This is a genomic window from Streptomyces sp. NPDC005648, from assembly GCF_040605395.1.
Classification (GTDB): Bacteria; Actinomycetota; Actinomycetes; order Streptomycetales; family Streptomycetaceae; genus Streptomyces.
In genome coordinates, this window is record NZ_JBEXCS010000036.1 from 51,610 (window position 1) to 77,044 (window position 25,435).

At 70.1% G+C, this 25,435-nt stretch carries 20 protein-coding genes and 1 pseudogene; 19 read left to right on the plus strand and 2 right to left on the minus strand.

Features of this window, described 5'->3' with window-relative positions; genetic code table 11:
* Positions 1–168 precede the first annotated feature (168 nt).
* Together ABZT17_RS21645 and ABZT17_RS21650 are read left to right on the plus strand one after the other, a co-directional pair.
* A complete protein-coding gene (locus tag ABZT17_RS21645) occupies positions 169–801 on the plus strand; it encodes a VOC family protein (protein ID WP_356351084.1) in 633 nt (210 codons plus the stop codon).
* Positions 802–919: 118 nt separating this feature from the next.
* Positions 920–1,318: a VOC family protein gene (locus ABZT17_RS21650; protein ID WP_356351085.1), complete on the plus strand. Its 399-nt coding sequence runs from the start codon at positions 920–922 to the stop codon at positions 1,316–1,318.
* Here ABZT17_RS21650 and ABZT17_RS21655 read toward each other — a convergent pair.
* Together ABZT17_RS21655 and ABZT17_RS21660 are read right to left on the minus strand one after the other, a co-directional pair.
* Positions 1,304–1,987 carry a helix-turn-helix transcriptional regulator gene (locus ABZT17_RS21655; RefSeq protein ID WP_356351120.1) on the minus strand — a complete coding sequence of 228 codons (684 nt, stop codon included), beginning with the start codon at positions 1,985–1,987 and terminating at the stop codon, positions 1,304–1,306. The two genes, ABZT17_RS21650 and ABZT17_RS21655, sit on opposite strands and share 15 nt — an antisense overlap.
* A gap of 241 nt (positions 1,988–2,228) precedes the next feature.
* Positions 2,229–3,371, minus strand: coding sequence for a YihY/virulence factor BrkB family protein (locus ABZT17_RS21660; protein WP_356351087.1), 1,143 nt, complete (start codon positions 3,369–3,371; stop codon positions 2,229–2,231).
* 400 nt (positions 3,372–3,771) lie between these two features.
* Between ABZT17_RS21660 and ABZT17_RS21665 the strand changes: the two genes are divergently transcribed.
* The 17 genes and pseudogenes from ABZT17_RS21665 to ABZT17_RS21745 all read left to right on the plus strand — a co-directional run bounded on the left by ABZT17_RS21665 (position 3,772) and on the right by ABZT17_RS21745 (position 25,435).
* Positions 3,772–5,052 (plus strand): heparan-alpha-glucosaminide N-acetyltransferase domain-containing protein, encoded by a 1,281-nt coding sequence (locus ABZT17_RS21665; RefSeq protein ID WP_356351088.1) that lies wholly within the window; start codon positions 3,772–3,774, stop codon positions 5,050–5,052.
* Positions 5,053–5,082: 30 nt separating this feature from the next.
* Positions 5,083–7,513: pseudogene (locus ABZT17_RS21670) on the plus strand (Pls/PosA family non-ribosomal peptide synthetase).
* Positions 7,514–7,550: 37 nt separating this feature from the next.
* Positions 7,551–9,656: a non-ribosomal peptide synthetase gene (locus ABZT17_RS21675; RefSeq protein ID WP_356351090.1), complete on the plus strand. Its 2,106-nt coding sequence runs from the start codon at positions 7,551–7,553 to the stop codon at positions 9,654–9,656.
* The gene (locus ABZT17_RS21680) at positions 9,653–10,657 is read left to right on the plus strand and encodes a TauD/TfdA family dioxygenase (RefSeq protein WP_356351091.1); all 1,005 of its coding nucleotides are present in this window, start codon (positions 9,653–9,655) and stop codon (positions 10,655–10,657) included. Before ABZT17_RS21675 ends, ABZT17_RS21680 begins: the two co-directional genes overlap by 4 nt.
* Positions 10,654–11,685 (plus strand): 2,3-diaminopropionate biosynthesis protein SbnB, encoded by a 1,032-nt coding sequence (gene sbnB / locus ABZT17_RS21685; protein ID WP_356351093.1) that lies wholly within the window; start codon positions 10,654–10,656, stop codon positions 11,683–11,685. Before ABZT17_RS21680 ends, sbnB begins: the two co-directional genes overlap by 4 nt.
* A gap of 37 nt (positions 11,686–11,722) precedes the next feature.
* Positions 11,723–12,700, plus strand: coding sequence for a 2,3-diaminopropionate biosynthesis protein SbnA (gene sbnA, locus ABZT17_RS21690; RefSeq protein ID WP_356351095.1), 978 nt, complete (start codon positions 11,723–11,725; stop codon positions 12,698–12,700).
* Positions 12,701–12,798: 98 nt separating this feature from the next.
* Complete coding sequence (locus ABZT17_RS21695; protein WP_356351096.1) at positions 12,799–14,439, plus strand: acyl-CoA dehydrogenase family protein; 1,641 nt, start codon at positions 12,799–12,801, stop codon at positions 14,437–14,439.
* Positions 14,440–14,820: 381 nt separating this feature from the next.
* Positions 14,821–16,122 (plus strand): GAF domain-containing protein, encoded by a 1,302-nt coding sequence (locus tag ABZT17_RS21700; protein WP_356351098.1) that lies wholly within the window; start codon positions 14,821–14,823, stop codon positions 16,120–16,122.
* A gap of 243 nt (positions 16,123–16,365) precedes the next feature.
* Positions 16,366–17,643, plus strand: a complete 1,278-nt coding sequence (locus tag ABZT17_RS21705) for a hypothetical protein (RefSeq protein WP_356351099.1) — start codon at positions 16,366–16,368, stop codon at positions 17,641–17,643.
* Between the two features lie 72 nt (positions 17,644–17,715).
* Positions 17,716–18,288 (plus strand): GNAT family N-acetyltransferase, encoded by a 573-nt coding sequence (locus tag ABZT17_RS21710; protein WP_356351101.1) that lies wholly within the window; start codon positions 17,716–17,718, stop codon positions 18,286–18,288.
* A gap of 127 nt (positions 18,289–18,415) precedes the next feature.
* Entirely contained in the window at positions 18,416–18,499 is an 84-nt protein-coding gene (locus ABZT17_RS21715) for a putative leader peptide (protein WP_356351121.1), read from the plus strand.
* A gap of 151 nt (positions 18,500–18,650) precedes the next feature.
* Entirely contained in the window at positions 18,651–20,348 is a 1,698-nt protein-coding gene (locus ABZT17_RS21720; RefSeq protein ID WP_356351102.1) for a nitrite/sulfite reductase, read from the plus strand.
* A gap of 173 nt (positions 20,349–20,521) precedes the next feature.
* Positions 20,522–21,235, plus strand: coding sequence for a phosphoadenylyl-sulfate reductase (locus ABZT17_RS21725; RefSeq protein ID WP_356351123.1), 714 nt, complete (start codon positions 20,522–20,524; stop codon positions 21,233–21,235).
* Positions 21,236–21,246: 11 nt separating this feature from the next.
* Complete coding sequence (gene cysC, locus ABZT17_RS21730) at positions 21,247–21,807, plus strand: adenylyl-sulfate kinase (RefSeq protein WP_356351125.1); 561 nt, start codon at positions 21,247–21,249, stop codon at positions 21,805–21,807.
* Positions 21,804–22,742: a sulfate adenylyltransferase subunit CysD gene (gene cysD / locus ABZT17_RS21735; RefSeq protein WP_356351104.1), complete on the plus strand. Its 939-nt coding sequence runs from the start codon at positions 21,804–21,806 to the stop codon at positions 22,740–22,742. The genes cysC and cysD overlap by 4 nt, the downstream gene beginning before the upstream one ends.
* 2 nt (positions 22,743–22,744) lie before the next feature.
* Positions 22,745–24,079, plus strand: a complete 1,335-nt coding sequence (locus ABZT17_RS21740) for a GTP-binding protein (protein WP_356351105.1) — start codon at positions 22,745–22,747, stop codon at positions 24,077–24,079.
* A 231-nt stretch (positions 24,080–24,310) separates the two neighbouring features.
* Positions 24,311–25,435, plus strand: coding sequence for an ABC transporter substrate-binding protein (locus ABZT17_RS21745; RefSeq protein WP_356351106.1), 1,125 nt, complete (start codon positions 24,311–24,313; stop codon positions 25,433–25,435).

A 25,435-nucleotide genomic window follows, 5' to 3' on the forward strand; every position in this document is an offset into this window, starting at 1 on the left:
GGACCTGCGGAGCCTGGACCGCTCCCCGACCTCTCCGTGCCACACCCGGCGAGCAGCAGCACGGACAGAAGCAGTGACGGCGCCAAGGCACGAGGTCCACGGTTCACGACCCCATCCTGCCGCACAGGTGTTCCATCGCGGGGCCGTTGCCCCATAGCCTCGACTTCGATGAACGCCATCCCCGCGCATCTGGACCACCTGGTCCTCGCGACCCCCGATCTGGCGGCCACGGTCGCCGACTTCACGCGGCGCACCGGTGTGACACCTGCCCCCGGCGGTGCCCACGTCGGACGCGGCACCCGCAACTTCCTTGTGTCGCTGGGCGGTTCCAGCTATCTGGAAATCATCGGCCCCGACCCGGAGCAGTCCACCCCGGACGGCCCCCGCCCCTTCACGCTCGACCAGCTGGCGACCGCCCGGACGGTCACCTGGGCCATCAGCCCGCCCGATCTCGACGCGGCGGTCGCGACGGCCCGTTCCCGGGGCTACGACCCCGGTGACATCCGTCCGATGAGCCGTCGGCGCCCCGACGGCACCCTTCTGGAATGGCGCCTGACCGACGGCGACACCCAGCACCCCTCGGGCCTGGTGCCCTTCCTCATCGACTGGGGTGCCTCGATCCACCCGACCGCCTCCGGCCTTCCCGTCGCTCCCCTTCTCCACCTGTCGGCGAGCGCCCCCGCCCCGGAGGAGATCCGCCCCCTCCTGTCCGCCCTGGACGTCGAACTCCCCCTGACCAGCGGCCCGTTCGCGCTCACCTTCACACTGGACACCCCACGGGGCCCGGTCACCTTCGGCTGATCGCCGGCTCGCCGAGGCCGCCCCACAGCCGACCATTCATCGAGACCGCCCCACGACACGGCCGCCCGTGTCCGATTCCTTCAAGACCCCCCTGCGGCCACCTGTCTACGGTGCTCCCATGACTCCACGCATCGATGCCATGGGCCTGGTCGTCTCCGACATGGCGGCCTCTGTCGCCTTCTACCGCAGGCTCGGACTGGCCTTCCCCGAGGACGCCGGGAACCAGGCGCACGCCGAGGCCGAGCTGCCGGGCGGGCTGCGCCTGCTGCTCGACACCGAGAAGGCGGTACGTTCCTTCCACCCCGCATGGCGGCCGCCCAGCGGCGGAAACCGTGCCGGCCTCGCCTTCCGCTGCGACAGCGCCGCCGGGGTCGACTCGGTGTACGAGGAACTGGTCGAAGCCGGTTACCACGGCGAGCTCAAGCCATGGGACGCCTTCTGGGGCCAGCGGTACGCGGTCGTGCACGACCCGGACGGCAACGGCGTGGACCTGTTCGCGCCGCTACCGACCGAGTAGCTGCCGGAGCGGCACACCGGCCAACTCCTTGACGTCCCGAGCGAGATGGGCCTGGTCGGCGAACCCGGCCCGCGCGGCCGTCTCCGCGTACGGCACCCCGCCCCTGGCCATCCTCAACGCCCGTTGCAGCCGCAGCACACGGGCCAGCGTCTTGGGTCCGTATCCGAAGGCGGCCAACGACCGGCGATGCAACTGCCGTGCGCCCAAGCCGAGTTCGTCGGCGACCGCTGCGACGGGGCAGCCCGAGTCGAGGGCCGTGACGAGGGGCCGTAGCAAGGGGTCGGGGGGTGCGGTGTCCGCGGCGAGCCGCAGCGCCAACTCCTCAAGGCCGCGCTCCGGTGCGTCGGCGGCGTGCACGCGCGAGGCGAGCCGGCGTACCTCGGAGGCGGACCGGAGATCGGCGAGTTCGATGCGCCGGTCGAGCAACTCATGCGCAGGCACACCGAGCAGCGCGGGCGCGGTACCGGGAGAGAAACGAACGCCCGCCCACACGCCCTGGGCACCCTGGGTGACGTAGGCACGCGTATCCGGCCCGGCGACGAGCAGCCGCCCCTCATGCCAGAGGAGATCCATGCACCCGTCGGGCAGGACACGTCCGACGCCGTCGCCGGAGGGAGTGTTTCTCCAGACGACCGCCCCGGGAAGCCGAGACGCCTTTTCCCAGTACACGTACGCCACCTCGGTCACGCCTCACCGTCACCTGTGTCGAAAATAGTCGCCCACGCGGAAATCCGCCCCCGAAACTCCTGTGGATTCACCCCGTGCGCTCTCAAAAAAGCGCTCAACAAAGCGAAAGCGCTCCCCTGTCCCACCCGTCGAGCAATGGCCTCCACTGTTTCCTCTCCATCACGCGGCGCCCCGGACCACGACGTCCGTCCCGCTGTCCCCTCCGATCCGGTGCCGTCGGCCGTCAGGACTCCTCCGGTTTGTGCGGGTGCGGTGGGTGTGTGCTCTTCACGTGGGTGCGCAGGCGGGACGTCACGTCCTCCGGGGGGAGGAAGCGGGACCAGCGCTCCGGGAACTCGGAGGGCATGTCGGGGTCGTCGGGGTCGGACTCGTGGCCGGCGGCGGCGCGGGCCACCTGCTCGGCCAGCTGGACCTCGCGCAGGCGTTCGTTGGCGGCGCGGGCCGCGGCGGTCGCGGCGGCCGGCCACACCCGGTCGATCGCCGCGTTGACCGCGGCTCCGACGAGGACCGCGAAGGCGCCCACCCCGATCCACAGCAGCACGGCGACGGAGGCGGCGAGGGAGCCGTAGATGGAGGCGCCCTCGATGGTGTGGGTGAGGTAGATACGCAGCACGAAACTGCAGACCACCCACATCGCGAGGGAAACCAGCGCGCCCGGTACGTCCTCGATCCACGGGGAGCGCACGGGCACGGACCAGTGGTAGAGAGTGGTCAGGAAGACGATCGACAGGACGATGACGACGGGCCAGTACAGGACCTGCACCAGCGTCTCCGACCACGGCACGATCCGTACCACCGCGTCCGGCCCCGCGACCATCAGCGGCAGTGCGACCGAGCCGATCACCAGCGCCCCGATGAACAGCAGAAACGCCACGATCCGGGTCTTGACGATGCCGCGCACGCCGTCGAGGCCGTACATCACGGTGATGGTGTCGATGAAGACGTTGACCGCGCGGGAGCCGGACCACAGGGCGAACAGGAAACCGATGGAGATGACGTCGGGGCGGCCACCCTTCATCACGTCGTGCAGGATCGGTTGTGCGATCTCGGAGACACCTTTGTCGGACAGGACGGTCCGGGACGCCTCCAGGATGTTGCTCTCCAGGCTGGAGATGGAGTCCGTGCCGGTCCAGTCGTCCACGTAGCCGAGCAGGCCGATGAGGCTGAGCAGCAGCGGCGGCACGGACAGCAGCGTGAAGAACGCGGCTTCGGCGGCGAGGCCGAGGATGCGGTACTCCATGCAGGAGTTCACGGTGTCCTTCAGCAGCAGCCAGGCGGTCCTGCGCTTGGAGACGTTCCGGTAGAGGGCGCGCGCCCGGTGGAGGCGGCCGGAGGACCGCTGCGAGGAATCACTTGCTGGCTGCACGACCTAACGGTATCCGGCGGGTGCCGGTGGGCTCATCCCCCGGCCCCCAGGCAACACGGCGGAAACCCTTGGCAGTAATCCGATGATTTTTCTGTCATGTTCGCTTTGGCCGAAATGTTCGTTCATGTACATGAACCCCCTGCTGCGCACTTCACGGGGGGTCCGGAAATCGCCATTGAATGAAACGCCCTTGAACCGTTCATGAAGCCCCCGAAACAATCGGATTGCATTCGCTGCACACTCACGGCGGCCCAGGCGCATTCCCCCGTGCCCTATCGGCCACTCCACGCACTCGCGCACCATTCTGAACTCACATCTCATCGTCACCGAATTCGGCTCCTTCGCGCAGACCCGTGAACAGGGGCCGCATTTCCGTCGTATTCCAATCGGGGGAATTCTCATGCCTGCTCCGCAATCGTCGACGCACACTCCGTCGCAGGCCCACCCGGGCGGCGAGGTGACAGCCGCCCCGCGGATCACCGGAGTGGACACGGCACGCGGACTGGCGCTGCTCGGGATGTTCTCCGTCCACGTGTACGGAGCGTTCACCGACTCCGGCCCGCCGACCCCGGCCTGGATGCTCGCGGGCGGGCGCTCTGCGGCGACCTTCGCGCTGATGGCGGGGGTGGGGCTGGCCTTCACGACGGGCGGGCGACGCCCGGTGGTCGGGCGCGGCGCCCACGCGGCCGTGGCGGTACGGGCGCTGCTGATCGGGTTCGTGGGACTGCTGCTCGGATACGCCTCCCGCGCGGCCGACCTGGACGTGGACGTCATCCTCGCTTTCTACGCCCTGCTCTTCCTGATCGCCCTGCCGCTGCTGCGACTGCGCCCGCGCACCCTGCTGTGCCTCTCCCTCGCCCTCGCCGCGGCTGCTCCGGTCGCCCTGCACCTGCTGCGCGGCGTGCTGCCCGAGCCGGGGTTCGACGGCGACCCGGTCCTCTCGGACGTGTTCGTCCACCCGCTCGGCCTGGTGTCCGACCTTCTGGTGCACGGCGACTATCCGGTGCTCGCCTGGACGGCGTACCTGTGCGCGGGTCTCGCCGTCGGCCGGATGGACCTGACGTCGAAAACGGTTGCGAAACGGCTCCTGACGGGCGGGCTGGCGCTCGCGGCCGGCGCCTGGCTCACCGCGACCGTGCTGCTGCGGTGGTTCGGTGGGCTGCGGCATCTGTGGCGGGCCGAGTTCCCGCACACGCCCTGGCGCGACGCCCGAAACGAGGTCCTGTGGGACACCCCGGACGGCTCGACCTGGTGGTCGCTGCTCTCCCGCGCCCCGCACTCGACCTCTCCGTTCGACATGCTCCAGACCCTCGGCTCGGCGGCCGCCCTGCTCGGCGGCGCCCTCCTGCTGACCCGGTGCCCGCCGGCCCGGCGGGCCCTCGCACCCGTCGCGGCGGCGGGCAGCATGCCGCTCACCCTCTACTGCGCCCATGTCCTGCTCCTAGCCACGGGCGTCCTCGACGGCTCACCCGACCTGCTCTACGGCCTGCTGGTCGCGGGCGCCCTCCTCTTCGCCGTCTGCTGGCGGCGGTACGTCGGACGCGGGCCGCTGGAGGCCCTGGTGGCGGGCGGGGCGAAACGTGCGCGCCGGGCGGCGGAATGTCCGGGCCCGGCAGCGGAATGTCCGCTGCCCGCAACAGCTCCACCGGCGTCGGAACCACGGAAGCCGCAAAACCCGTAAAGCCTGTAAAACCCGTAAGGAGCGCACGTGGTGGGAAAAATCGACACCGTCACCGAAAATGTCCTGGCAGAGGTGCTGGCGGGTGTCGTCCGCAGGGAGCACATACCGGTCGACAGCCACTTCTTCGACGATCTCGGCGCCAACTCGCTGACCATGGCGCACTTCTGCGCCCGGGTCAGGAAGCGCCCCGATCTGCCGGCGGTGTCGATGAAGGACGTCTACGGTCATCCGACGATCCGTAGCCTGGCCGCGGCCCTCGACACCGTCCCGGCCCCCGCGTCGGCGCCGGTCGAGGTGGCGCAGGCGCCGGTCCCCGGCAGCACCGCGCGCTATCTCCTGTGCGGCACGCTCCAGTTCCTGATCTTCGCCGCTTACTGTCTGCTCGCCGGAGTGGTCATGGGACGCGGTTACGAGTGGATCTCCGCCGTGAACGGTGCAGTAGACGTTTACCTGCGATCGCTCGTCTTCGGGGCCGCGGTGTTCGCCGGTGCGTGTGTGCTGCCGGTCGTCGCCAAGTGGCTGCTGGTCGGCCGGTGGCGGGAGACGGAGTTTCCGGTCTGGAGTCTCGCCTATGTCCGTTTCTGGACCGTCAAGGCGCTGCTGCACGCCAACCCGATGATCCTGTTCGCCGGCAGCCCGCTCTTCGTGATGTATCTGCGCGCGCTCGGCGCCCGGATCGGCAAGGGCGTGACGATCCTGTCCCCGTCGGTGCCGGTCTGCGCCGACCTGCTGACCGTCGGCGCGGGCTCGGTGATCCGCAAGGACGCTTTCCTGCTCTGCTACCAGGCACACGCGGGCCGTATCCGCACCGGCCGCGTCACCCTCGGCCAGGACGTGTACGTGGGTGAGAAGACGGTTCTCGACATCGGCACGACGATGGGCGACGGTTCCCAGCTCGGTCACTCCTCCGCCCTGTACGACGGTCCCGGCGGGCGAGCGGTGGCACGGCTCACCGGCCGTGCGCACGGACGTCGACCACGTCCGCGTTCCCCCGGCCCGCTGCTCCACCCTGCGGCGGGCGGCGTACGGTCTGGCGGGCCTGGCGCGGATGCTGGTGCTGTACATCCCGCTCGCGGTCGGCGGCACCTATCTGCTGCTCACCCTGGTGCCGGCGCTCGACAGGCTCCTCGACCCGACCTCGCGTGACCTGGCCTCGGCCGCGTTCTACGGTGAGGCACTCGGCTTCTCCCTCGCCGCGTACGCCGGTGCCGTGGTCCTCGGTCTGGCCGCGGTCTCCGTGCTCCCGCGGGCGCTGGGCCCGCTGCTGCGCCCGGAGCGGGTCTATCCGCTGTACGGCTTCCACTACTCGGTGCAGCGGGCGATCGCCCGGATGACCAACATCAAGTTCTTCAAGTGGCTGTGCGGCGACAGCTCGTACATCGTCCACTATCTGCGGGCCATCGGTTACGACCTCTCGCACGTGGAGCAGACCGGCTCCAACTTCGGTACGGAGGTGCGGCACGAGACGCCGTACCTGGTCACCGTGGGCAGGGGCACCATGGTCGCCGACGGGCTGTCGATCGTGAACGCCGACTTCTCCGGCACGTCCTTCCGGGTCTCGCGCGCGACGATCGGAGCGCACAACTTCCTCGGGAACCACATCGCCTATCCGAGCGGTGGCCGGACCGGCGACAACTGTCTGCTCGCGACCAAGGTGATGGTCCCGCTGGACGGCGAACTCCGCGAAGGGGTGGGCCTGTTGGGTTCGCCGCCGTTCGAGATCCCGCGCACGGTGGAGCGTGACACCCGTTTCGACCAGCTGCGCGAGGGCGCGGAGCTGGGGCGCCGGCTGGCCCGGAAGAACCGTTTCAACCTGCGTTCCATGAGTCTCTTCCTGTTTCTGCGCTGGCTGGACTGGTTCATGCTCTCGGTGATCGGTTTCGCCGCCTTCGACCTCTACGGCGCCCACGGCACCGTCGGCGGTCTGCTGATCGGCGCGTCCCTGATCGTGGGGCTCGCTTTCAGTACCGGTTACTACGTGCTGGTGGAGCGGGTCATCGGGCGGTTCCGGCCGCTGGAGCCGCGGCTGTGCTCGATCTACGACCCGTACTTCTGGTGGCACGAGCGGCTGTGGAAGGTGCCGGACAACCACCTGGTCGTCTTCAACGGGACGCCGTTCAAGAACCTGATCTGGCGGCTGCTGGGCGTGAAGCTGGGCCGGAGGGTCTTCGACGACGGCTGCTACATCACCGAGCGCACGCTCACCGCGATCGGCGACGACTGCACGCTCGCCGCCCACACCAAGGTGCAGGCGCACTCGCAGGAGGACGGCACCTTCAAGTCGGAGCACATCGTCATCGGGGCCGGCTGCACGCTCGGCACCGGCGCGCTCGTGCACTACGGCGTGTCCATGGGCGACGGGGCGGTGCTCGCACCCGACTCCTTCCTCATGAAGGGCGAGGAAGTGCCGTCCGGGGCGCACTGGGGCGGCAACCCGGCGGTCGCGCCGCGACACGGGTGACGGAACACGCAAGGAAAGACCTCAGGGGGAAAGAACGATGGAAACGATCCCGCGGTGGACGCTCGACCCGGTGCCGGGCGTCGCCGAGTACGAAGTCGCACTGCCCAAGGGCGTACCGGACGACCCGTCCGCTCTCGCGGCCGCGCACGCCCGCGTGCTGGCCGAGCTGTCCGGCGGCGCGGGCGCGGGCACGGACGACAGCCTGCGGGTGAGCGTCACCGGCCGTGTGCTGCGTCTGCGCTACCGCACCGATGTCCTCGACGCCGAGGCCGCCGCCCGGGTCGCCGGCTACCACCTCGCCGCCCTGGCCGACCCCGATCGCGCGACGCTCCTGAGCGAGGACGAACTCGGTTTCCAGCTGGACGGGTTGGCGGGCCCGCAGTGGGAGCTGCCGGACCGGCGGGTGCACGAGCTGTTCGAGGAGCGGGTGCGGCTGCATCCGGACGCGGTGGCCGCCGTGGCGGACGACGGGCAGCGGTGGACGTACGCCGCGCTCAACTCCCGCGCCAACCGCATCGGCCGGGCGCTGCTTGCTCGCGGGCTGCGGCCCGAGGGCGTGGTCGCGGTGGTGATGGAGCGGAACCTGGACTGGCTGGCGTCGGTGCTGGCCGTGTTGAAGGCGGGCGGGGTCTATCTGCCGGTCGAGCCGCACTTCCCGGCCGACCGCGTCGCGCGCACGCTGGAGCGGGCCGACTGCGCGCTGGTGCTCACCGAGCACGGCAGCGACGCCCAGGTGGGCGCCCAGGCCCGGAAACTCTTCGTCGAAACGGCTTACACCGAGGGGCACTCCGACGGCGACCTGGGCATTCCGGTCTCGGCCGAGCAGCTCGCCTACATCTACTTCACCTCCGGGTCCACCGGTGAGCCCAAGGGCGCGATGTGCGAGCACGCCGGTTTCCTGAACCACGTCCTCGCGAAGATCGCCGATCTGGGGGTGGGCCCCGGGCGGACGGTGGCGCAGACGGCTCCCCAGTGCTTCGACATCTCGCTGTGGCAGCTGGTCTCCGCGCTGCTCGTGGGCGGGCGGACGCTGGTGATCGGCCAGGAGACGATCCTGGACGTGCCACGGTTCGTGGACACGGTGGTGCGGGGCGGGGTGAATGTGCTGCAGGTCGTGCCGTCGTATCTCGAGGCCGTGCTGGCCGAGTTGGAGCAGCGGCCGCGTCAACTGTCGGATCTGCGCTGTGTGTCGGTGACGGGCGAGGCCGTCAAGCGGGAGCTGGTGCAGCGCTGGTTCACGGCCGAGCCCGGCATCCGTCTCGTCAACGCCTATGGCCTGACGGAGACTTCGGACGACACCAACCACGAGGTGATGGACCGTGCGCCGGACGGCGACCGGGTACCGCTCGGCCGGCCGATCGCCAACGTGCGGGTGTATGTCGTCGACGAGGACCTGGTTCCGGTACCGCTGGGCGCGCCCGGCGAGATCGTGTTCTCCGGGGTCTGCGTCGGCCGGGGGTATGTCAACGATCCCGAGCGGACGAAGGCGGCCTTCACCGACGACCCGTACCGGCCAGGTGAACGGCTGTACCGCAGCGGTGACCACGGGCGCTGGCGGCCGGACGGCAAGCTGGAGTTCCTCGGGCGCCGGGACGGCCAGGTCAAGGTCCGCGGATTCCGGGTGGAGATCGGCGAGATCGAGAACGCGTTGCTGCGGGTGCCCGGTGTGCGCGACGGCGCGGTGGTCGTCGTACGGGGTGCTCAGCTGGTGGCGTTCTGCACCGGTGCGCGGCCGGTGGGCGCGGAGGTGGTGCGGTCGCGGCTGGCCGAGTCGCTGCCCGCGTACATGGTGCCGGCCGTCGTGCACTGGCGGGAGCGGCTGCCGTTGACGGCCAACGGCAAGACCGACCGCAGGACGCTGACCGTGCTGGCCGAGGAGCTCGAGTCCGCGGGCTCGGGCCTGCCGGACACACCGGGCGAGCGGCGGATGGCCGCCGCGTGGGCCGAGGTGCTCGGCGTGCCCGCGGAGCGGATCGGCCGCCTGGACCACTTCTTCGACCGCGGTGGCACCTCGCTGTCCGCCGTGAAACTCGCGATCGCCCTGGACCGGGCGATCACCCTCAACGACGTCACCCGCCGCCCGGTCCTCGCCGACCTGGCGGAACTGCTGGACCAGCGCCAAGGAAAGGAACCGGTGCAATGACGCACTCGTCTCCGGCTCTTCTGTCCGACATCGACGCGGCCCTGGGCCGCCCGCCGCTGCTGCACACCACGTCAGAAGTGGATCCCGCGAGTTGGGCGGCAGCGCACCGTGACGCGCTGCGCGCCGCGGTCGCCGAGCACGGCAGTCTTGTGGTGCGTGGTCTCGGCCTGGTCGAACCCGCCGTGACGGAGGCCGTGTTCGGCGCGCTGGCCGATGCGCTCATGCCCGACCGGGAGCCGTTCGCGCCCCGTCGCTCCTACGGGGGCGGTGTCTACTCCTCCTCCAAGTGGCCGCCGAACCAGCAGATGTGCATGCACCACGAGCTGAGTTACTCGCTCCGGTTCCCGGGTCTGCTGCTCTTCGCCTGCCAGGTGGCGCCGGAGGAGGGCGGCGCGACCGCGGTGGCCGACGGCCCGACGGTGCTGGACGCGCTGCCCGTCGGCCTGGTCGAGCGGTTCGAACGGGAGGGCTGGCTGCTGACGCGGACGTACAACGACGAGATCGGTGCGTCGGTCGCCGAGGCGTTCGGCACCGACGACCGGACGGCCGTGGAGCGTTACTGCCGTGCGCAGGGCATCGAGTTCGCCTGGCAGGACGACGGCTCCCTGCGCACCCGGCAGCACCGCAGTGCCGTGGTCCGTCATCCGGTGAGCGGCCGGCGCTGCTGGTTCAACCAGATAGCCTTCCTGAGCGAGTGGACGATGGACCCCGAGGTGCGCGAGTACCTGGTCGATGTGTACGGCCCCGACGGGCTGCCCTTCAACACCCGTTTCGGGGGCGGTGATCCGCTCGACGAGGACATCGTCCGCACGATCAACGAGGTCTACGAGGCCCACACCCTGCGCGAGCCGTGGCACTCCGGTGACCTGCTGCTCGTCGACAACATCCGTACCGCGCACAGCCGGGAGCCGTTCGAGGGCCCGCGCGAGGTACTGGCCGCGCTGGGGAACCCGGTACGGCTCATCGACTGCTCTCCGACCGTCGAAGTGAGGACCGCATGACCGCCGCTGCCGCACCCACGTTCTCGATCGTCTCCGGTGAGCAGGTCCAACAGGCCCTGCTGGGGCGGGAGTCGGAGATCGCCGAGCTCGTCGAGGCCGTGTACCGGCTGCACGGGGCGGGCGAGTCGGTGAACCCGCCGTCGTACTTCCTGCGTTTCCCGGACCGGCCGACCTCCCGGATCATCGCCCTGCCGGCCTCGCTGGGCGGCCCGCTGCGGGTGGACGGAATCAAATGGGTCTCCAGTTTCCCGCAGAACGTCGTATCCGGTCTGCCGCGCGCCTCGGCCGTGCTGATCCTGAACGACCCGGAGACCGGTTACCCGTACGCCTGTCTGGAGAGCTCGGTGATCAGCGCGACGCGCACGGCGTCCTCGGCGGCGCTGGCGGCGGACCGGCTGAGCGTCGGGCGCCCGCGCCCGAGTCGGGTCGGGTTCATCGGAACCGGCCTCATCGCCCGTTACATCCACACGCATCTCGTCGGCACGGGCTGGGAGTTCGAGGAGACGGGGGTGCACGACCTGTCGGCCGAGAGCGCGGCGGGCTTCAAGGGCTATCTGGAGCGGACGGGCGCGAAGGGGAAGGTCACCGTGCACGAGGACCCCGAGTCCCTGGTCCGTTCCTCGGACCTGCTGGTCTTCGCCACGGTCGCGAGAAAGCCGTACCTCCACGATGTGTCGTGGTTCGAGCACCATCCGCTGGTCCTGCATGTGTCGCTGCGCGACCTCGATCCGCGGATCCTGCTCGCGTCGGCGAACTACGTGGACGACGTCGACCACTGTCTGAAGGCGGAGACCTCCCCCCATCTGGCCGAACGGCTCACGGGTGGGCGGGAGTTCCTCGACGGCACGCTGAACGACGTACTGACCGGGCGGGTGGGTGTCCCGGACGACCGGACGGTGGTGTTCTCGCCGTTCGGACTGGGGGTGCTCGACCTCGCGGTCGGCAGGTTCGTCCACGACGAGGTGGCCCGTAGGGGCGGGCTGCACGTCGTCGACGGGTTCTTCCACGAGCTGCGCCGGTACGGCTGACCGGCCGGGCTTCGTGACGCATGAGGAGGGGGGCGCCATGCCCGTCATTTCCGATCCTGTCCAGTTCAACGAGGAGGAGCTCTATGTCGACCTCCGGGCCGCACTGGGGCTGCCGCTGTACCTGAAGTGCGAGGGTTTCAACTTCGCCGGCTCCATCAAGATCAAGGCGGCCACCGAGATGGTGAACGCCGCCGAGCGCGACGGGGTGCTGCGCCCCGGTTCGGTCCTGGTCGAGTCGTCGTCCGGGAACCTGGGTGTGGCGTTGAGCGTGATCGCGGCAAGCCGGGGATACCGGTTCCTGTGCATCACCGACGCGCGGTGCAACGAGCCGACGATCCGGCTGATGGAGGCGCTGGGCAGCCAGGTGCACATCATCGAGGAGCCGGACGCGCGCCGCGGTTTCCTGGGGGCACGGATGGCGTACGTGAACGCGCTGTGCGCGTCGGACGACAGATATGTCTGGCTCAACCAGTACACCAACCAGGGCAACTGGAAGGCGCACTACCGTACGACCGCTCCCGCGATCGCCCGTCGTTTCCCGCATCTGGACGTGCTGTTCGTGGGCGCGGGAACAACCGGGACGCTGATGGGCTGCGCCCGGTGGTTCTGGCAGGAGTGGCGGCGCCGGGTGCGGATCGTCGCCGTCGACAGTGTCGGTTCGGTGAGCTTCGGCGGGACGCCGGGGCGGCGGATGATCCCGGGGCTGGGCACCAGCGTGCCGCCGGTGTTCCTGGACGAGTCGTACGTGGACGATCTGATCCGCGTCGAGGAGTCCGACACGGTCCTCGCCTGCCGCCGTCTGGCCGCCCGCGGTTTTCTGTTCGGCGGCTCGACGGGGACCGTGGTCAGCGGCGCGGGGCAGTGGCTGGCCGCGAACGGGCGCCAGGGCCTGACGGCGGTGGCGATCGCGCCGGACCTCGGGGAGCGGTATCTCGACACCGTTTACCGGGAGGGGTGGCCGGACGACGTGATCGGATCGGAGGTGCCGGCGGCCGCCATGGCGCGGCCGGCCTGACGTCGGTACCGGGGCCCGGCCCCCTGGCCCCCCGATCGGCCCCGAACGGACCCGGTCCGCGGACGTCGCACGGGCCGGATTCGGGGTACGTTCGCGACATGGCAGGCAGCACGCGCACGCACACCGTGACCAACCAGCCCCCGCCCCTGACCGGCTACGACGTCTACTCAGCCGACCGTGTCCTCACCGACGCCGTGGCACGGCACGTCCCGCCCGCCCTGCTGGGCGAGGTGCGTGACGAGCTGTCCGCGCTCGGGCGGGCCTCCGGGTCGGCGCAGGTGCAGGAGTGGGGCGTACAGGCCAACGAGAACCCGCCCCGGCTGCGCACGCACGACCGCTACGGCCACCGGGTCGACGAGGTTGACTTCCACCCGGCCTGGCACCGCCTGCTGGGCAAGGGGGTGGCCGCCGGCCTGACCGCGGCCTGGAGCCGCCCCGGCGGACACGTCCGCAGGGCGGCCGCGTTCGTGGTCTGGACGCAGGTGGAGGCGGGCAACCTCTGTCCCCTGTCGATGACCCACGCCGCCGTTCCCGCCCTGCGCGCCGATCCCGCGCTCGCCGGCGTGTGGGAACCCCGTCTGACGTCCATGGTCTACGACCGCCGGCTGGGTCCCGCCCATGAGAAGGCCGGTGCGCTGTTCGGGATGGGCATGACGGAGAAACAGGGCGGCAGCGACGTACGCGCCAACACGACGGCCGCCGAGCCTCTCGCCGAGGCGGGGACGTACGCCCTCACGGGTCACAAGTGGTTCTGTTCCGCGCCCATGTCGGACGGTTTCCTGGTCCTCGGCCAGGCGCCCGGCGGACTGACCTGTTTCCTCGTCCCGCGTGTCCTGGAAGACGGTTCCCGGAACGTTTTCCTGCTCCAGCGTCTGAAGGACAAGCTCGGCAACCGTTCCAATGCCTCCGGCGAGGTCGAGTTCGAGGGCACCTGGGCGCGGCGGGTCGGTGAGGAGGGGCGTGGGGTGCGCACCATCATCGACATGGTGGCGGCGACCCGGCTGGACTGCGTCCTCGGTTCGGCGGGTCTGATGCGGCAGGCGGTGGCCCAGGCCGTCCACCACTGCGGCCACCGAGAGGTCTTCGGCGCCAAGCTGGTCGACCAGCCCCTCATGCGCAACGTCCTCGCCGACCTCGCCCTGGAGTCGGAGGCGGCCACCACGCTCGCCCTGCGCCTCGCGGCCGCCTACGACGACGGCGGCGAGCGGGAGCGGGCGCTGCTGCGGATCGCCGTACCGGCCGCCAAGTACTGGGTGACCAAGCGTTGCGCGCCGATGGTGGTCGAGGCCGCCGAGTGCCTGGGCGGAAACGGTTACGTGGAGGAGTCGGGCCTTCCGCGGCTGGTGCGTGAGTCGCCGCTGAACTCCGTCTGGGAGGGTGCGGGCAATGTCCAGGCGCTGGACGTCCTGCGCGCCCTGCAACGGGAGCCCGAGGCCCTCCACGCCTACCTCCAGGAGGTGGGCATGGCCCGAGGCGGCGACCACCGTCTCGACGCGGCGATCAAGGACCTGCTGACGGAACTGGCCGATCTGGAGGGCATCGAGGCGAGGGCGCGCCGGCTGACGGAGCGCCTCGCGCTGGTGCTTCAGGGCTCCCTGCTCGTCCGGTTCGCGCCGCCCGAGGTCGCGGACGCGTTCTGCGCGTCCCGTCTGGGCGGCGACGCGGGCGCGGCTTTCGGCACTCTCCCCCACACCCTCGACCTGAGGTCGGTGGTGGAGCGGGCGGCGCCTTCGGAGTGACCCGCTGCCGGTTCCGTCTCCCGGGCTCAAGGAAAACCTTCGCACGGCGTATTCCGCACGGCGTATCCGGACAGGTCACCGACGAGGAGTGGCTGGGGGTGGTGCTGCGCCGACACGGCACCACCCCCGCCGCACAGGCCCGTTCGAGGCCCTGAACGCCGCTCGGGACGGCGTTGCTCAATATTCAAACAAGCCGGGGGCGCACGCCAGGGTTGCAAGGGGTTGCAACTTGCTGCTGACTGTGGCCGGACTGTGCCCCTCCGTCAGCGAAGAACGGCACTATGAGACGGTCAGTCAAGACGGACTCCCGGTCTGTATGGCCGAAAGGCGAGCAGAAACCGGTTGTCCGAGCCGTCCGAGCCGCTTCTCCCGGGAGGATCAGTGCCACTCTCGCCGACGGATGTGACGCAACTGGCCGTCGTGGACACGGCACGCGCGGCGCGGGTGCTGAGCGAGGTCCGGTCCGCCACCCTCTCGGGGCAGCGCGCCCCCGTCGCCCCGCGCCCGGTGATCGAGCAGTCCTGGGGGCGGATGCTGCGCGGCGGCATCGATCCCGAGCGGGATCACCGCTCCGGGCTGCTGTCCAGGGAGGAGGTGCGGCGGCGCCGGGAGACGACGGAGCTGCGGCACATCCTGCCGGTGCTGCGGGAGGGGCTGCTGTCGGTCGCGGACGTCGCGCACCACATCATGGTGGTGGCCGACGGGGAGGGCCGGGTGCTGTGGCGGGAGGGCAGTTCGGCCGTGCTGCGCAAGGCGGACGGCCTCGGCTTCGAACTCGGCGCGGACTGGCGGGAGGACGTCGTCGGGACGAACGGCATCGGCACGCCGGCGGTGGTCCGCCGGCCCGTGCAGGTCTTCGGCTCGGAGCACTTCGTGCGCTCGCAGACCAGCTGGACGTGCACCGGCGCGCCCATCACCGATCCGCGCGACGGCCGGCTGCTGGGCGTGGTGGACGTCAGCGGGCCGCTGGAGACCATGCATCCGGCGACCCTGGCCTGGGTGGACTCGGTGGCGAAGCTCGCCGAGGCCCGGCTGCGGGAGGTGCATCTGGGCTCGCTGGAGCGGCTGCGCGCGGTCGCGGCACCGGTGCTGGCCCGGCTGAGCGGACGTGCGGCGGCGGTGGACCGGGACGGGTGGACGGCGGCGGTGACGGGGATGCCGTACACCAGCCGGATCTCCCTGCCCAAATCCCTGTCGGCGGGCCGCCGGTGGCTGCCGGCGCTCGGTCTGTGCTCGGTGGAGCCGCTGGGCGAGGGCTGGTTGGTACGGGCCTCGGACGAGCCGGTGCCCCGGGTGGCGACCCGGGTGGTGCTGGATCTGACCCAGCCGCGCCGCTGGTCGGTGACGGTGTCGGGATACGCGGGTTCCTGGAGTCACGAACTGAGTCCCCGGCATGCCGAGTTGCTCTATCTGCTGGCGCTGCACCGCGACGGCCGCAGCGCGGCGGGCCTGGCCGGGGACATGTTCGGCGATCCGGCGCGTACGGTGACGGTGCGCGCCGAGATGTCCCGGGTACGGCGTTATCTGGGCGGGCTTCTGGAGCACCGGCCGTACCGCTTCGGCGAGGACACCGATGTGGAGGTGCTCCTCCCGGCCGATCCGTGCGAGCTGCTGCCGCACTCCACGGCGCCCGCCGTGGTGGAGGCCCGGACGGAGTGGCAGATCCCGGGAACGTGTCCCTGAAATCCCGGTTCCCTGAAACCCCGGTAACGAATTCCTGACGACCTCCGGAATGTATTCCTCCGCTCTCCGTGCGTGACATCGTGGGGTATCGAGAGCCGATGAGGGGTCATCTTCCGCATATTTGCAGGGTCTTCGTCCTAACCCGCGGCGAACTGCCGTAGCATCCCTCTACGGGCCACCCCACCTGCTCCTTTGGTCAACACACGGACCAATGAACGCAGTTGGCTCGCCTCGGGAGGACGTATGAAGCAACGTGGCCGACATCGCCGACAGAAGCGTGGCCGTGCCGTGCGCGCTTTCCTGGCCGGTACCGCCCTCGCGCTCACCGCCGCCGCCACCATGATCAGCGCCTCGCAGGCGACGGTCAGCAAGGATCCCGGTGGTCTGAAGGAAGTAACCGCTTCCGCCGCGGACTTCCGCCTCCAGGAGCGTCTCGTCCCGCAGAAGACGCTGGACCGCCTCGCCTCCGTGATGGGCAGGCCCGTCGGTGTCCGCGCGATCCTCGAGGACACCGACCGCTTCCTGCGCACCCCGGCAAGCTGTACGACCGCGCAGCGCACGGCGCTGCCCGTCGAGCCGGCGGCCGCGCGCGCGTACTGCTGGGACATCGCCGACACCCGCGGCTGGCGGGCCGGCGCGGTCACCACCTCCGGGGACGCGGACGACGACGGTCAGTGGGGCGAGCACCGGGTGATCCTCTCCGGCTGGACCCGCGCCACCGACCGCGCCGACCGGCCCGGCCTCGCCCGGATCGCCATCGTCGACGCCGACGACCCGGCGAACCTCACCTACACCTGGGCCCTGCTCGCCGTCCCCGTCGACGGCGGCCGCGACTACCGCGGGCTCACCTCCGCCGTCTCCGGGATGACCTGGTACCAGAGCAAGCTGCTGGTCACCACCGCCGACGGCCTGTACGTCTACGACCTGCACCGCGTCCAGCGGGCCACCGTCGACAGCGGCCGGGTCGGCAAGGTGCGCGGCGGCTGGTCGGCGTACGGCGCCCGGTATGTGCTGCCCGCGGTCGGCTCGTACCGGCTCGCGAAGGGGGGTGTCCGCCCCGCGGCGATCTCCCTCGACCGCAGTACCGCACCCGACACCCTGGTCGCGAGCGAGCGGGTCCCCGCGGACAGCGACCGGCCGACGCGGCTGTGGCGGTACGCGTTCAGCGGCGACCCGGCCCGCGCCGGCCTGCTCGCCACCGACGCCGCCGGGCGGGCGAACGCGACCGAGGCCTACGAGACGAAGACCACAGGCGTCGGTGGTGTCCTGTCGTACGCCTCCGAGTGGTATCTGGACCGCGCGGCGGACGCCGGCAGCGGGCACGGCACGCTGTGGCGGCAGAACCGCCGCGACGCGGACGCCACCGAGTGCGGTACGGACGGCTCCACCAGCTGCTGGAGCGGCGGGGCCGGCTCGCTGTCCTACTGGGAGGAGACCGGCGAGGTCTGGTCCCAGTCCGGGCAGATGCTGTACGCGCTGCCGCTGAGCTCGATCGACCGTTCCCTCGGAGAGCGGGAGTAGAGCGCGCGGGACGGGGCGCGAGGGACGGAGCGCGATCGACAGGGGCCCGGGCCGGATGATTCCCTGGCGGTCATGACGAACATCCCCGTGACCACCTGGTCCCTGGAGCAGACCGCCCCGACCGATCTCCTCGCGGCCGCCGCGCCAGAGGGGGACGTGCGGATCGTCCGCTCCGAGGTGCCCTCCCCCGAGTTCAGCCGTTTCCTGTACGCGTCCGTCGGCGGCGACATCCGCTGGATCGACCGGCTCGGCTGGACGTACGAGCAGTGGGAGCGGCATCTGGGGCGAGAGGGCGTCGAGACGTGGGTGGCGTACGACCGGGGCACGCCCGCCGGGTACGTGGAGCTGGAGCCGCAGGACGACGGAGTCGTCGAGATCGTTTACTTCGGGTTGCTCCCGGCCTTCAGGGGCCGCCGGATCGGCGGACATCTGCTGTCGTACGGCGCCGCCCGCGCCTGGGACCTCGCGGACCGCTGGCCCGGGCTGGCCGGGACGAAGCGGGTCTGGCTGCATACATGCAGCCTGGACGGGGAGCACGCCTTGGACAACTATCTGCGCCGGGGCTTCCAGCTGTTCGACACCGAGGTCAAGGAGCAGCCACAGGTGGCGGCGCCCGGTCCGTGGCCCGGCGCATACCGCGTCTGACCTGCGCGGACAAGGCTCCGCGCGAGCTGTGTGATCGACGACACTCTTGTCTCACTCTTCGGGACAAGGATGTCCGCATGATGGACGAAGCTGGACTGTGTCCAGACTGCCGTGACACGCTTCCGTCATGTCCGGAACTGGAATTGCCTTGGTGAGTCGGCGGCACGTCGATCTCGGCCGCATGTCCAGCGCCATCTGTCCGACGAACTGAGGCGCCGTCAGCGGCCTTCGGCCGCTAGTCCAGTGAAACCCGACATCTCCCGACATACTCTCCTTTCGCGCAATGCTGCGCACGTATGCCCATGCGCCCGAACGCGCAGGTCAGAGCCGATTTCCCGCCTGTCCCGAAGGACGTAATCACCATGGCCGCCACCCCGCAGAAGCCTGCCGCTTCGACTCCCCGCCGCAAGGTGAGCCGTCACCGCGGTGAGGGTCAGTGGGCCGCGGGACACCACACCCCGCTGAACGGCAACGAGCAGTTCAAGAAGGACGACGACGGTCTCAATGTGCGGACACGTATTGAGACGATCTACTCGAAGCGGGGCTTCGACTCCATCGACCCCAACGACCTGCGCGGACGTATGCGCTGGTGGGGCCTTTACACCCAGCGCAAGCCCGGGATCGACGGCGGCAAGACCGCGATCCTGGAGCCGGAGGAGCTGGACGACAAGTACTTCATGCTGCGGGTGCGCATCGACGGCGGCCGCCTCACCACCCGGCAGCTGCGGGTGATCGGTGAGATCTCGCAGGAGTTCGCGCGGGGCAGCGCGGACATCACCGATCGGCAGAACATCCAGCTGCACTGGATCCGCATCGAGGACGTGCCGGAGATCTGGAACCGCCTGGAGGCGGTCGGGCTGTCCACCACCGAGGCCTGCGGCGACTGCCCGCGTGTCGTCATCGGCTCGCCGGTCGCCGGCATCGCCGAGGACGAGATCATCGACGGCACATCCGCCATCGACGAGATCCACGAGCGCTACATCGGCAGCAAGGAGTTCTCCAACCTGCCGCGCAAGTTCAAGACGGCGATCTCGGGCTCGCCGCTGCTGGACGTGGTCCACGAGATCAACGACATCGCGTTCGTCGGCGTCGAGCACCCCGAGCACGGCCCCGGCTTCGACCTGTGGGTCGGCGGCGGCCTGTCCACCAACCCGAAGCTCGGCGTCCGGCTCGGCGCCTGGGTACCGCTGGACGAGGTGCCCGAGGTGTGGGCCGGCGTGGTCGGCATCTTCCGCGACTGGGGCTACCGGCGCCTTCGTACCCGCGCCCGTCTGAAGTTCCTCGTCGCCGACTGGGGCGCGGAGAAGTTCCGCCAGATCCTCGAGGACGACTACCTGAAGCGCAAGCTCGTCGACGGCCCCGGGCCGGCCGAGCCCGCGGGCCGCTGGCGCGACCACGTCGGTGTGCACCGGCAGAAGGACGGCCGTTTCTACGTCGGTTTCGCCCCGCGCGTCGGCCGGGTCGACGGCGCCACCCTCACGAAGATCGCCGAGGTCGCGGAGGCCCACGGCTCGGGCCGGGTCCGGACCACCGTCGAGCAGAAGATGATCGTGCTCGACGTCGAGGAGGCACAGGTCGAGCCGCTGGTCGAGGCGCTGGAGGCGCTGGACCTGACGGCCAAGCCCTCCCCGTTCCGGCGCGGCACCATGGCCTGCACCGGTATCGAGTACTGCAAGCTCGCCATCGTCGAGACCAAGCAGCGCGGGTCCACGCTGATCGACGAACTGGAGCGCCGGATCCCGGAGTTCGACGAGCCGATCACCATCAACATCAACGGCTGCCCGAACGCCTGCGCCCGTATCCAGGTGGCGGACATCGGTCTCAAGGGGCAGCTGGTCCTCGACGAGCGGGGCGAGCAGGTCGAGGGCTACCAGGTGCACCTCGGCGGTGCGCTCGGTCTGGAAGCCGGTTTCGGCCGCAAGGTGCGCGGTCTGAAGGTCACCGCCGAGGAACTGCCGGACTACGTCGAGCGTGTGCTCAAGCGGTTCCAGGACGAGCGCGAGGACGGCGAGCGTTTCGCCGCCTGGGCCGCTCGGGCCTCCGAGGAGGCCCTGTCATGAGCGAGCGGGCCGCCCCCTTCTACTGCCCCTACTGCGGCGACGAGGACCTCCGTCCCAGCGAGGAGGGTCACGGCGCGTGGGAATGCGCGGCGTGCAACCGCGCCTTTCAGCTGAAGTTCCTCGGGCTGCTCGCCCGGGGCGTTCAGCACTCCGACGCGGGGGGGAGACCAGATATGACCGCGGTGCAGGAAGACGAGAAGACGACCGAGGAGCTCAAGGCGCTCGCCGAGCAGGCGGGCAAGGACCTCGAGGACGCCTCCGCGCTGGAGATCCTCCAGTGGGCGGCAACAACTTTCGGAAAGCGGTTCTGCGTGACGTCCTCGATGGAGGACGCGGTGGTCGCGCACCTCGCCTCCCGGGCGATGCCCGGTGTGGACGTGGTGTTCCTCGACACCGGTTACCACTTTCCGGAGACCATCGGCACCCGTGACGCGGTCGAGGCCGTGATGGACGTCAACGTCATCACGCTCACCCCGCACCGGACGGTCGCCGAGCAGGACGCGGAGTACGGCCCGAAGCTGCACGACCGCGACCCCGACCTGTGCTGCAAGCTGCGCAAGGTCGAGCCGCTGGAGCGGGGTCTGAAGGGGTATGCGGCGTGGGCGACGGGTCTGCGGCGCGACGAGTCCCCGACCCGGGCGAACACCCCGGTCGTCGGCTGGGACGAGAAGCGGCAGAAGGTCAAGATCTCGCCGATCGCCCGCTGGACGCAGGACGACGTGGACGCGTACGTCGCCGAACACGGCGTGCTGACCAACCCGTTGCTGATGGACGGCTACGCCTCCGTCGGCTGCGCCCCCTGCACCCGCCGGGTGCTGGAGGGCGAGGACGCGCGGGCCGGCCGCTGGGCGGGCAGCGCCAAGACCGAGTGCGGACTGCACGGATGACCACGACCGGGATGTCGACGAACCAGGAGACCGCAGTGACGACCGGAGCCACCGTCTGGCTCACGGGTCTGCCGAGTGCCGGCAAGACCACCATCGCGTACGAGCTGGCCGGCCGGCTGCGCGAGGAGGGCCATCGCGTCGAGGTGCTCGACGGCGACGAGATCCGCGAGTTCATCTCGGCGGGCCTCGGCTTCAGCCGCGAGGACCGGCACACGAACGTGCAGCGCATCGGTTTCCTCGCCGAGCTGCTGGCCCGTAACGGCGTCAAGGCCCTGGTCCCGGTCATCGCGCCGTACGCGGACAGCCGTGAGGCGGTGCGCAAGCGTCACCAGGAGGGCGGGGCGGCGTACCTCGAGGTGCATGTGGCGACCCCGGTCGAGGTGTGCTCCGTCCGCGATGTGAAGGGTCTCTACGCGAAGCAGGCCGCAGGTGAGCTGTCCGGGCTGACGGGCGTCGACGACCCGTACGAGGCGCCCGAGTCGCCCGATCTGCGTATCGAGTCGCAGCACCAGACGGTCCAGGAGTCCGCGGCCGCGGTCCACGCGTTGCTCACCGAGAGGGGCCTGGCATGACGACGACCGTCGCACACGCGGCCGAGGGCACGGACGCTCCGTACGCCCTCTCGCACCTGGACGCCCTCGAGTCCGAGGCGGTGCACATCTTCCGTGAGGTGGCGGGCGAGTTCGAGCGGCCGGTGATTCTCTTCTCCGGCGGCAAGGACTCCATCGTCATGCTGCATCTGGCGCTGAAGGCGTTCGCGCCGGCGGCCGTTCCGTTCTCGCTGCTGCACGTGGACACCGGGCACAACTTCCCCGAGGTGCTGGAGTACCGGGACCGCGCGGTGGCCCGGCACGGTCTGCGGCTGCATGTCGCCTCCGTGCAGGACTACATCGACCGGGGGGTGCTCAAGGAGCGCCCGGACGGCACCCGTAACCCGCTGCAGACGCTGCCGCTGACGGAGAGGATCCAGGCGGAGCGGTTCGACGCGGTGTTCGGCGGCGGGCGCCGGGACGAGGAGAAGGCGCGGGCCAAGGAGCGGGTGTTCAGCCTGCGGGACGAGTTCTCGCAGTGGGATCCGCGCAGGCAGCGCCCTGAGCTGTGGAACCTCTACAACGGGCGGCACGCTCCCGGTGAGCATGTGCGGGTGTTTCCGCTCAGCAACTGGACCGAGCTGGACGTCTGGCAGTACATCGCCCGTGAGGGGATCGAGCTGCCGGAGATCTACTTCGCGCACGAGCGTGAGGTGTTCGCCCGCAACGGCATGTGGCTGACGGCCGGCGAGTGGGGCGGGCCGAAGGAGACGGAGACCGTCGAGAAGCGGCTGGTGCGGTACCGGACCGTCGGCGACATGTCCTGCACGGGCGCCGTGGACTCGGACGCGGTGACGCTGGAGCAGGTCATCGCCGAGATCGCCGCCTCCCGGCTGACCGAGCGCGGTGCGACCCGCGCCGACGACAAGATGTCCGAGGCCGCGATGGAAGACCGTAAGCGCGAGGGGTACTTCTAAGCATGAGCACGACCACCACCGAGGCCCTCTCGGACACGACTCTCCTGCGGTTCGCCACCGCCGGCTCCGTCGACGACGGCAAGTCCACCCTGGTGGGGCGGTTGCTGCACGACTCCAAGTCGGTCCTCACCGACCAGTTGGAGGCCGTCGAGCACGCCTCGCGCAGCCGCGGCCAGGAGGCGCCGGACCTCGCGCTGCTGACGGACGGTCTGCGCGCCGAGCGCGAGCAGGGCATCACGATCGATGTGGCGTACCGCTACTTCGCCACGCCAAGGCGGCGGTTCATCCTCGCCGACACGCCCGGCCATGTGCAGTACACCCGCAACATGGTGACGGGTGCCTCCACGGCCGAGCTGACGGTGATCCTGGTGGACGCCCGCAACGGTGTCGTCGAGCAGACGCGCCGGCACGCCGCGATCGCCGCGCTGCTGCGTGTGCCGCACGTGGTGCTCGCGGTCAACAAGATGGACCTGGTCGAGTACCGGGAAAGCGTCTTCGCGGCGATCGCCGAGGAGTTCACCGCGTACGCGCTGGAGCTGGGCGTCCCGGAGATCACCGCGATCCCGATCTCGGCGCTGGCCGGCGACAACGTGGTGGAGCCGTCCGCGAACATGAACTGGTACGGCGGGCCGACGTTCCTGGAACACCTGGAAACCGTTCCCACCAGCCATGATCTGAGCCACTGCCATGCGCGTCTGCCCGTGCAGTACGTGATCCGGCCGCAGACCGCCGAGCACCCGGACTACCGGGGTTACGCGGGCCAGATCGCCGCCGGTTCGTTCCGCGTCGGTGAGGCGGTGACCGTGCTGCCGTCCGGTCGCGCGTCGAGGATCTCCGGCATCGACCTGCTCGGTGAGCCGGTCGACGTGGCGTGGACCACGCAGTCGGTGACCGTCCTGCTGGAGGACGACATCGACATCTCGCGCGGCGACCTGATCGTGCCGAGCAAGGACGCCCCGGCGACCACGCAGGACATCGAGGCGACCGTCTGCCATGTGGCCGATGCCCCGCTGACCGTCGGTCACCGGGTCCTGCTCAAGCACGGCACCCGCACGGTCAAGGCGATCGTCAAGGACATCCCGTCCCGTCTCACGCTCGACGACCTGTCCCTGCACCCGCATCCGGGGCAGCTCGTCGCCAATGACATCGGCCGTGTGAAGATCCGCACCGCGGAACCGCTTCCCGTTGATTCCTACGCCGACTCGCGGCGCACGGGCTCGTTCATCCTGATCGACCCCAGCGACGGGACCACGCTCACCGCGGGCATGGTCGGCGAGTCGTTCGCGTCCCCCGAGCCCGTCAAGGACGAGGCCGAGGACGACGGGTGGGACTTCTGACATGAATCCCACCGACTACTTCTCCACGTTCGCGAAGGAGGGCGGCCGTGTCGGCAGCGGCGCCCTCGGCAGCGGGCAGGGCGGAGTGGCGCGATGTGTGCGTTGACGTACGCGCACTGCTTGCGCGCCCCGTCCCCCCACCCGACGTCCCGGAAACGACGAAGACCTGCCGATCTCCCGGCCACGACCTGAAAGACCGTGACCGCCGGGCCAACGAGAGGAAAGCCTCCCGTGCCTGTCAACCGCTCAGCCCGTAGTGGTTTCCTTCGCCGCGGCATCGCCGTGGTCGCCGCCCTTCCCCTGCTCACGCTCGCCGCTTGCGGCTACGGGTCGGACTCCGCCAAGAGCGACTCCCCGAAGCAGAAGGTCGCCGCCGGATCCAAGAAGATCGACGGGCTCGACTCCGTCAAGATCGGCTACTTCGGCAACCTGACCCACGCGACCGCTCTGGTCGGCCGTGAGCAGGGTCTGTTCCAGAAGGAGCTCGGCGCCACCAAGGCGGACTACGCCACCTTCAACGCGGGCCCGTCCGAGATCGAGGCCATCAACTCGGGCTCCATCGACATCGGTTGGATCGGCCCCTCCCCGGCGATCAACGGTTACACCAAGTCGAACGGCACCAACCTGAAAATCATCGGCGGTTCGGCGTCCGGCGGCGTGAAGCTGGTCGTCAACCCGAAGAAGATCAAGTCCCTGAAGGACGTCAAGGGCAAGAAGATCGCCACCCCGCAGCTGGGCAACACCCAGGACGTGGCGTTCCTCAACTGGGTCGCGGACCAGGGCTGGAAGGTCGACGCCGAGAGCGGCAAGGGCGATGTGACGGTCGTCCGTACGGACAACAAGATCACCCCGGACGCCTACAAGGCCGGTTCCATCGACGGTGCCTGGGTGCCGGAGCCGACCGCGTCCAAGCTGGTCGCCGAGGGTGCGAAGGTGCTGCTCGACGAGTCGACGCTGTGGCCGGACAAGAAGTTCGTGATCACGAACATCATCGTGCGGCAGGCGTTCCTCAAGGAGCACCCGAAGGCCGTCGAGGCCGTGCTGAAGGCGTCCGTCGAGGCGAACAAGTGGATCAACGCCAACCCGGCCGAGGCCAAGGCCGCGGCGAACAAGCAGCTGGAGGCCGACTCCGGCAAGGCGCTGAAGCCGAACGTCCTCGACCCGGCGTGGTCGTCGATCCAGTTCACCAACGACCCGCTGGCCTCCACCCTCAACACCGAGGCGGCGCACGCGGTCAAGGCCGGTCTGCTGAAGAAGCCGAACCTGAACGGGATCTACGACCTCACGATCCTCAACCAGGTCCTCAAGGCCGAGGGTGAGAGCACGGTCAGCGCCGCCGGTCTCGGCACCAGCTGA

What these genes read in the sequence shown, in the direction of transcription:
- cysC (WP_356351125.1), top strand. Translation starts at nt 21,247, where the DNA reads ATGTCGACGAACCAGGAGACCGCAGTGACGACCGGAGCCACCGTCTGG.
- ABZT17_RS21705 (WP_356351099.1), top strand. Translation starts at nt 16,366, where the DNA reads ATGAAGCAACGTGGCCGACATCGCCGACAGAAGCGTGGCCGTGCCGTG.
- ABZT17_RS21710 (WP_356351101.1), top strand. Translation starts at nt 17,716, where the DNA reads ATGACGAACATCCCCGTGACCACCTGGTCCCTGGAGCAGACCGCCCCG.
- ABZT17_RS21720 (WP_356351102.1), top strand. Translation starts at nt 18,651, where the DNA reads ATGGCCGCCACCCCGCAGAAGCCTGCCGCTTCGACTCCCCGCCGCAAG.
- ABZT17_RS21675 (WP_356351090.1), top strand. Translation starts at nt 7,551, where the DNA reads ATGGAAACGATCCCGCGGTGGACGCTCGACCCGGTGCCGGGCGTCGCC.
- ABZT17_RS21665 (WP_356351088.1), top strand. Translation starts at nt 3,772, where the DNA reads ATGCCTGCTCCGCAATCGTCGACGCACACTCCGTCGCAGGCCCACCCG.
- ABZT17_RS21650 (WP_356351085.1), top strand. Translation starts at nt 920, where the DNA reads ATGACTCCACGCATCGATGCCATGGGCCTGGTCGTCTCCGACATGGCG.
- ABZT17_RS21645 (WP_356351084.1), top strand. Translation starts at nt 169, where the DNA reads ATGAACGCCATCCCCGCGCATCTGGACCACCTGGTCCTCGCGACCCCC.
- ABZT17_RS21680 (WP_356351091.1), top strand. Translation starts at nt 9,653, where the DNA reads ATGACGCACTCGTCTCCGGCTCTTCTGTCCGACATCGACGCGGCCCTG.
- ABZT17_RS21740 (WP_356351105.1), top strand. Translation starts at nt 22,745, where the DNA reads ATGAGCACGACCACCACCGAGGCCCTCTCGGACACGACTCTCCTGCGG.
- ABZT17_RS21725 (WP_356351123.1), top strand. Translation starts at nt 20,522, where the DNA reads ATGACCGCGGTGCAGGAAGACGAGAAGACGACCGAGGAGCTCAAGGCG.
- sbnA (WP_356351095.1), top strand. Translation starts at nt 11,723, where the DNA reads ATGCCCGTCATTTCCGATCCTGTCCAGTTCAACGAGGAGGAGCTCTAT.
- ABZT17_RS21695 (WP_356351096.1), top strand. Translation starts at nt 12,799, where the DNA reads ATGGCAGGCAGCACGCGCACGCACACCGTGACCAACCAGCCCCCGCCC.
- cysD (WP_356351104.1), top strand. Translation starts at nt 21,804, where the DNA reads ATGACGACGACCGTCGCACACGCGGCCGAGGGCACGGACGCTCCGTAC.
- sbnB (WP_356351093.1), top strand. Translation starts at nt 10,654, where the DNA reads ATGACCGCCGCTGCCGCACCCACGTTCTCGATCGTCTCCGGTGAGCAG.
- ABZT17_RS21715 (WP_356351121.1), top strand. Translation starts at nt 18,416, where the DNA reads ATGTCCGGAACTGGAATTGCCTTGGTGAGTCGGCGGCACGTCGATCTC.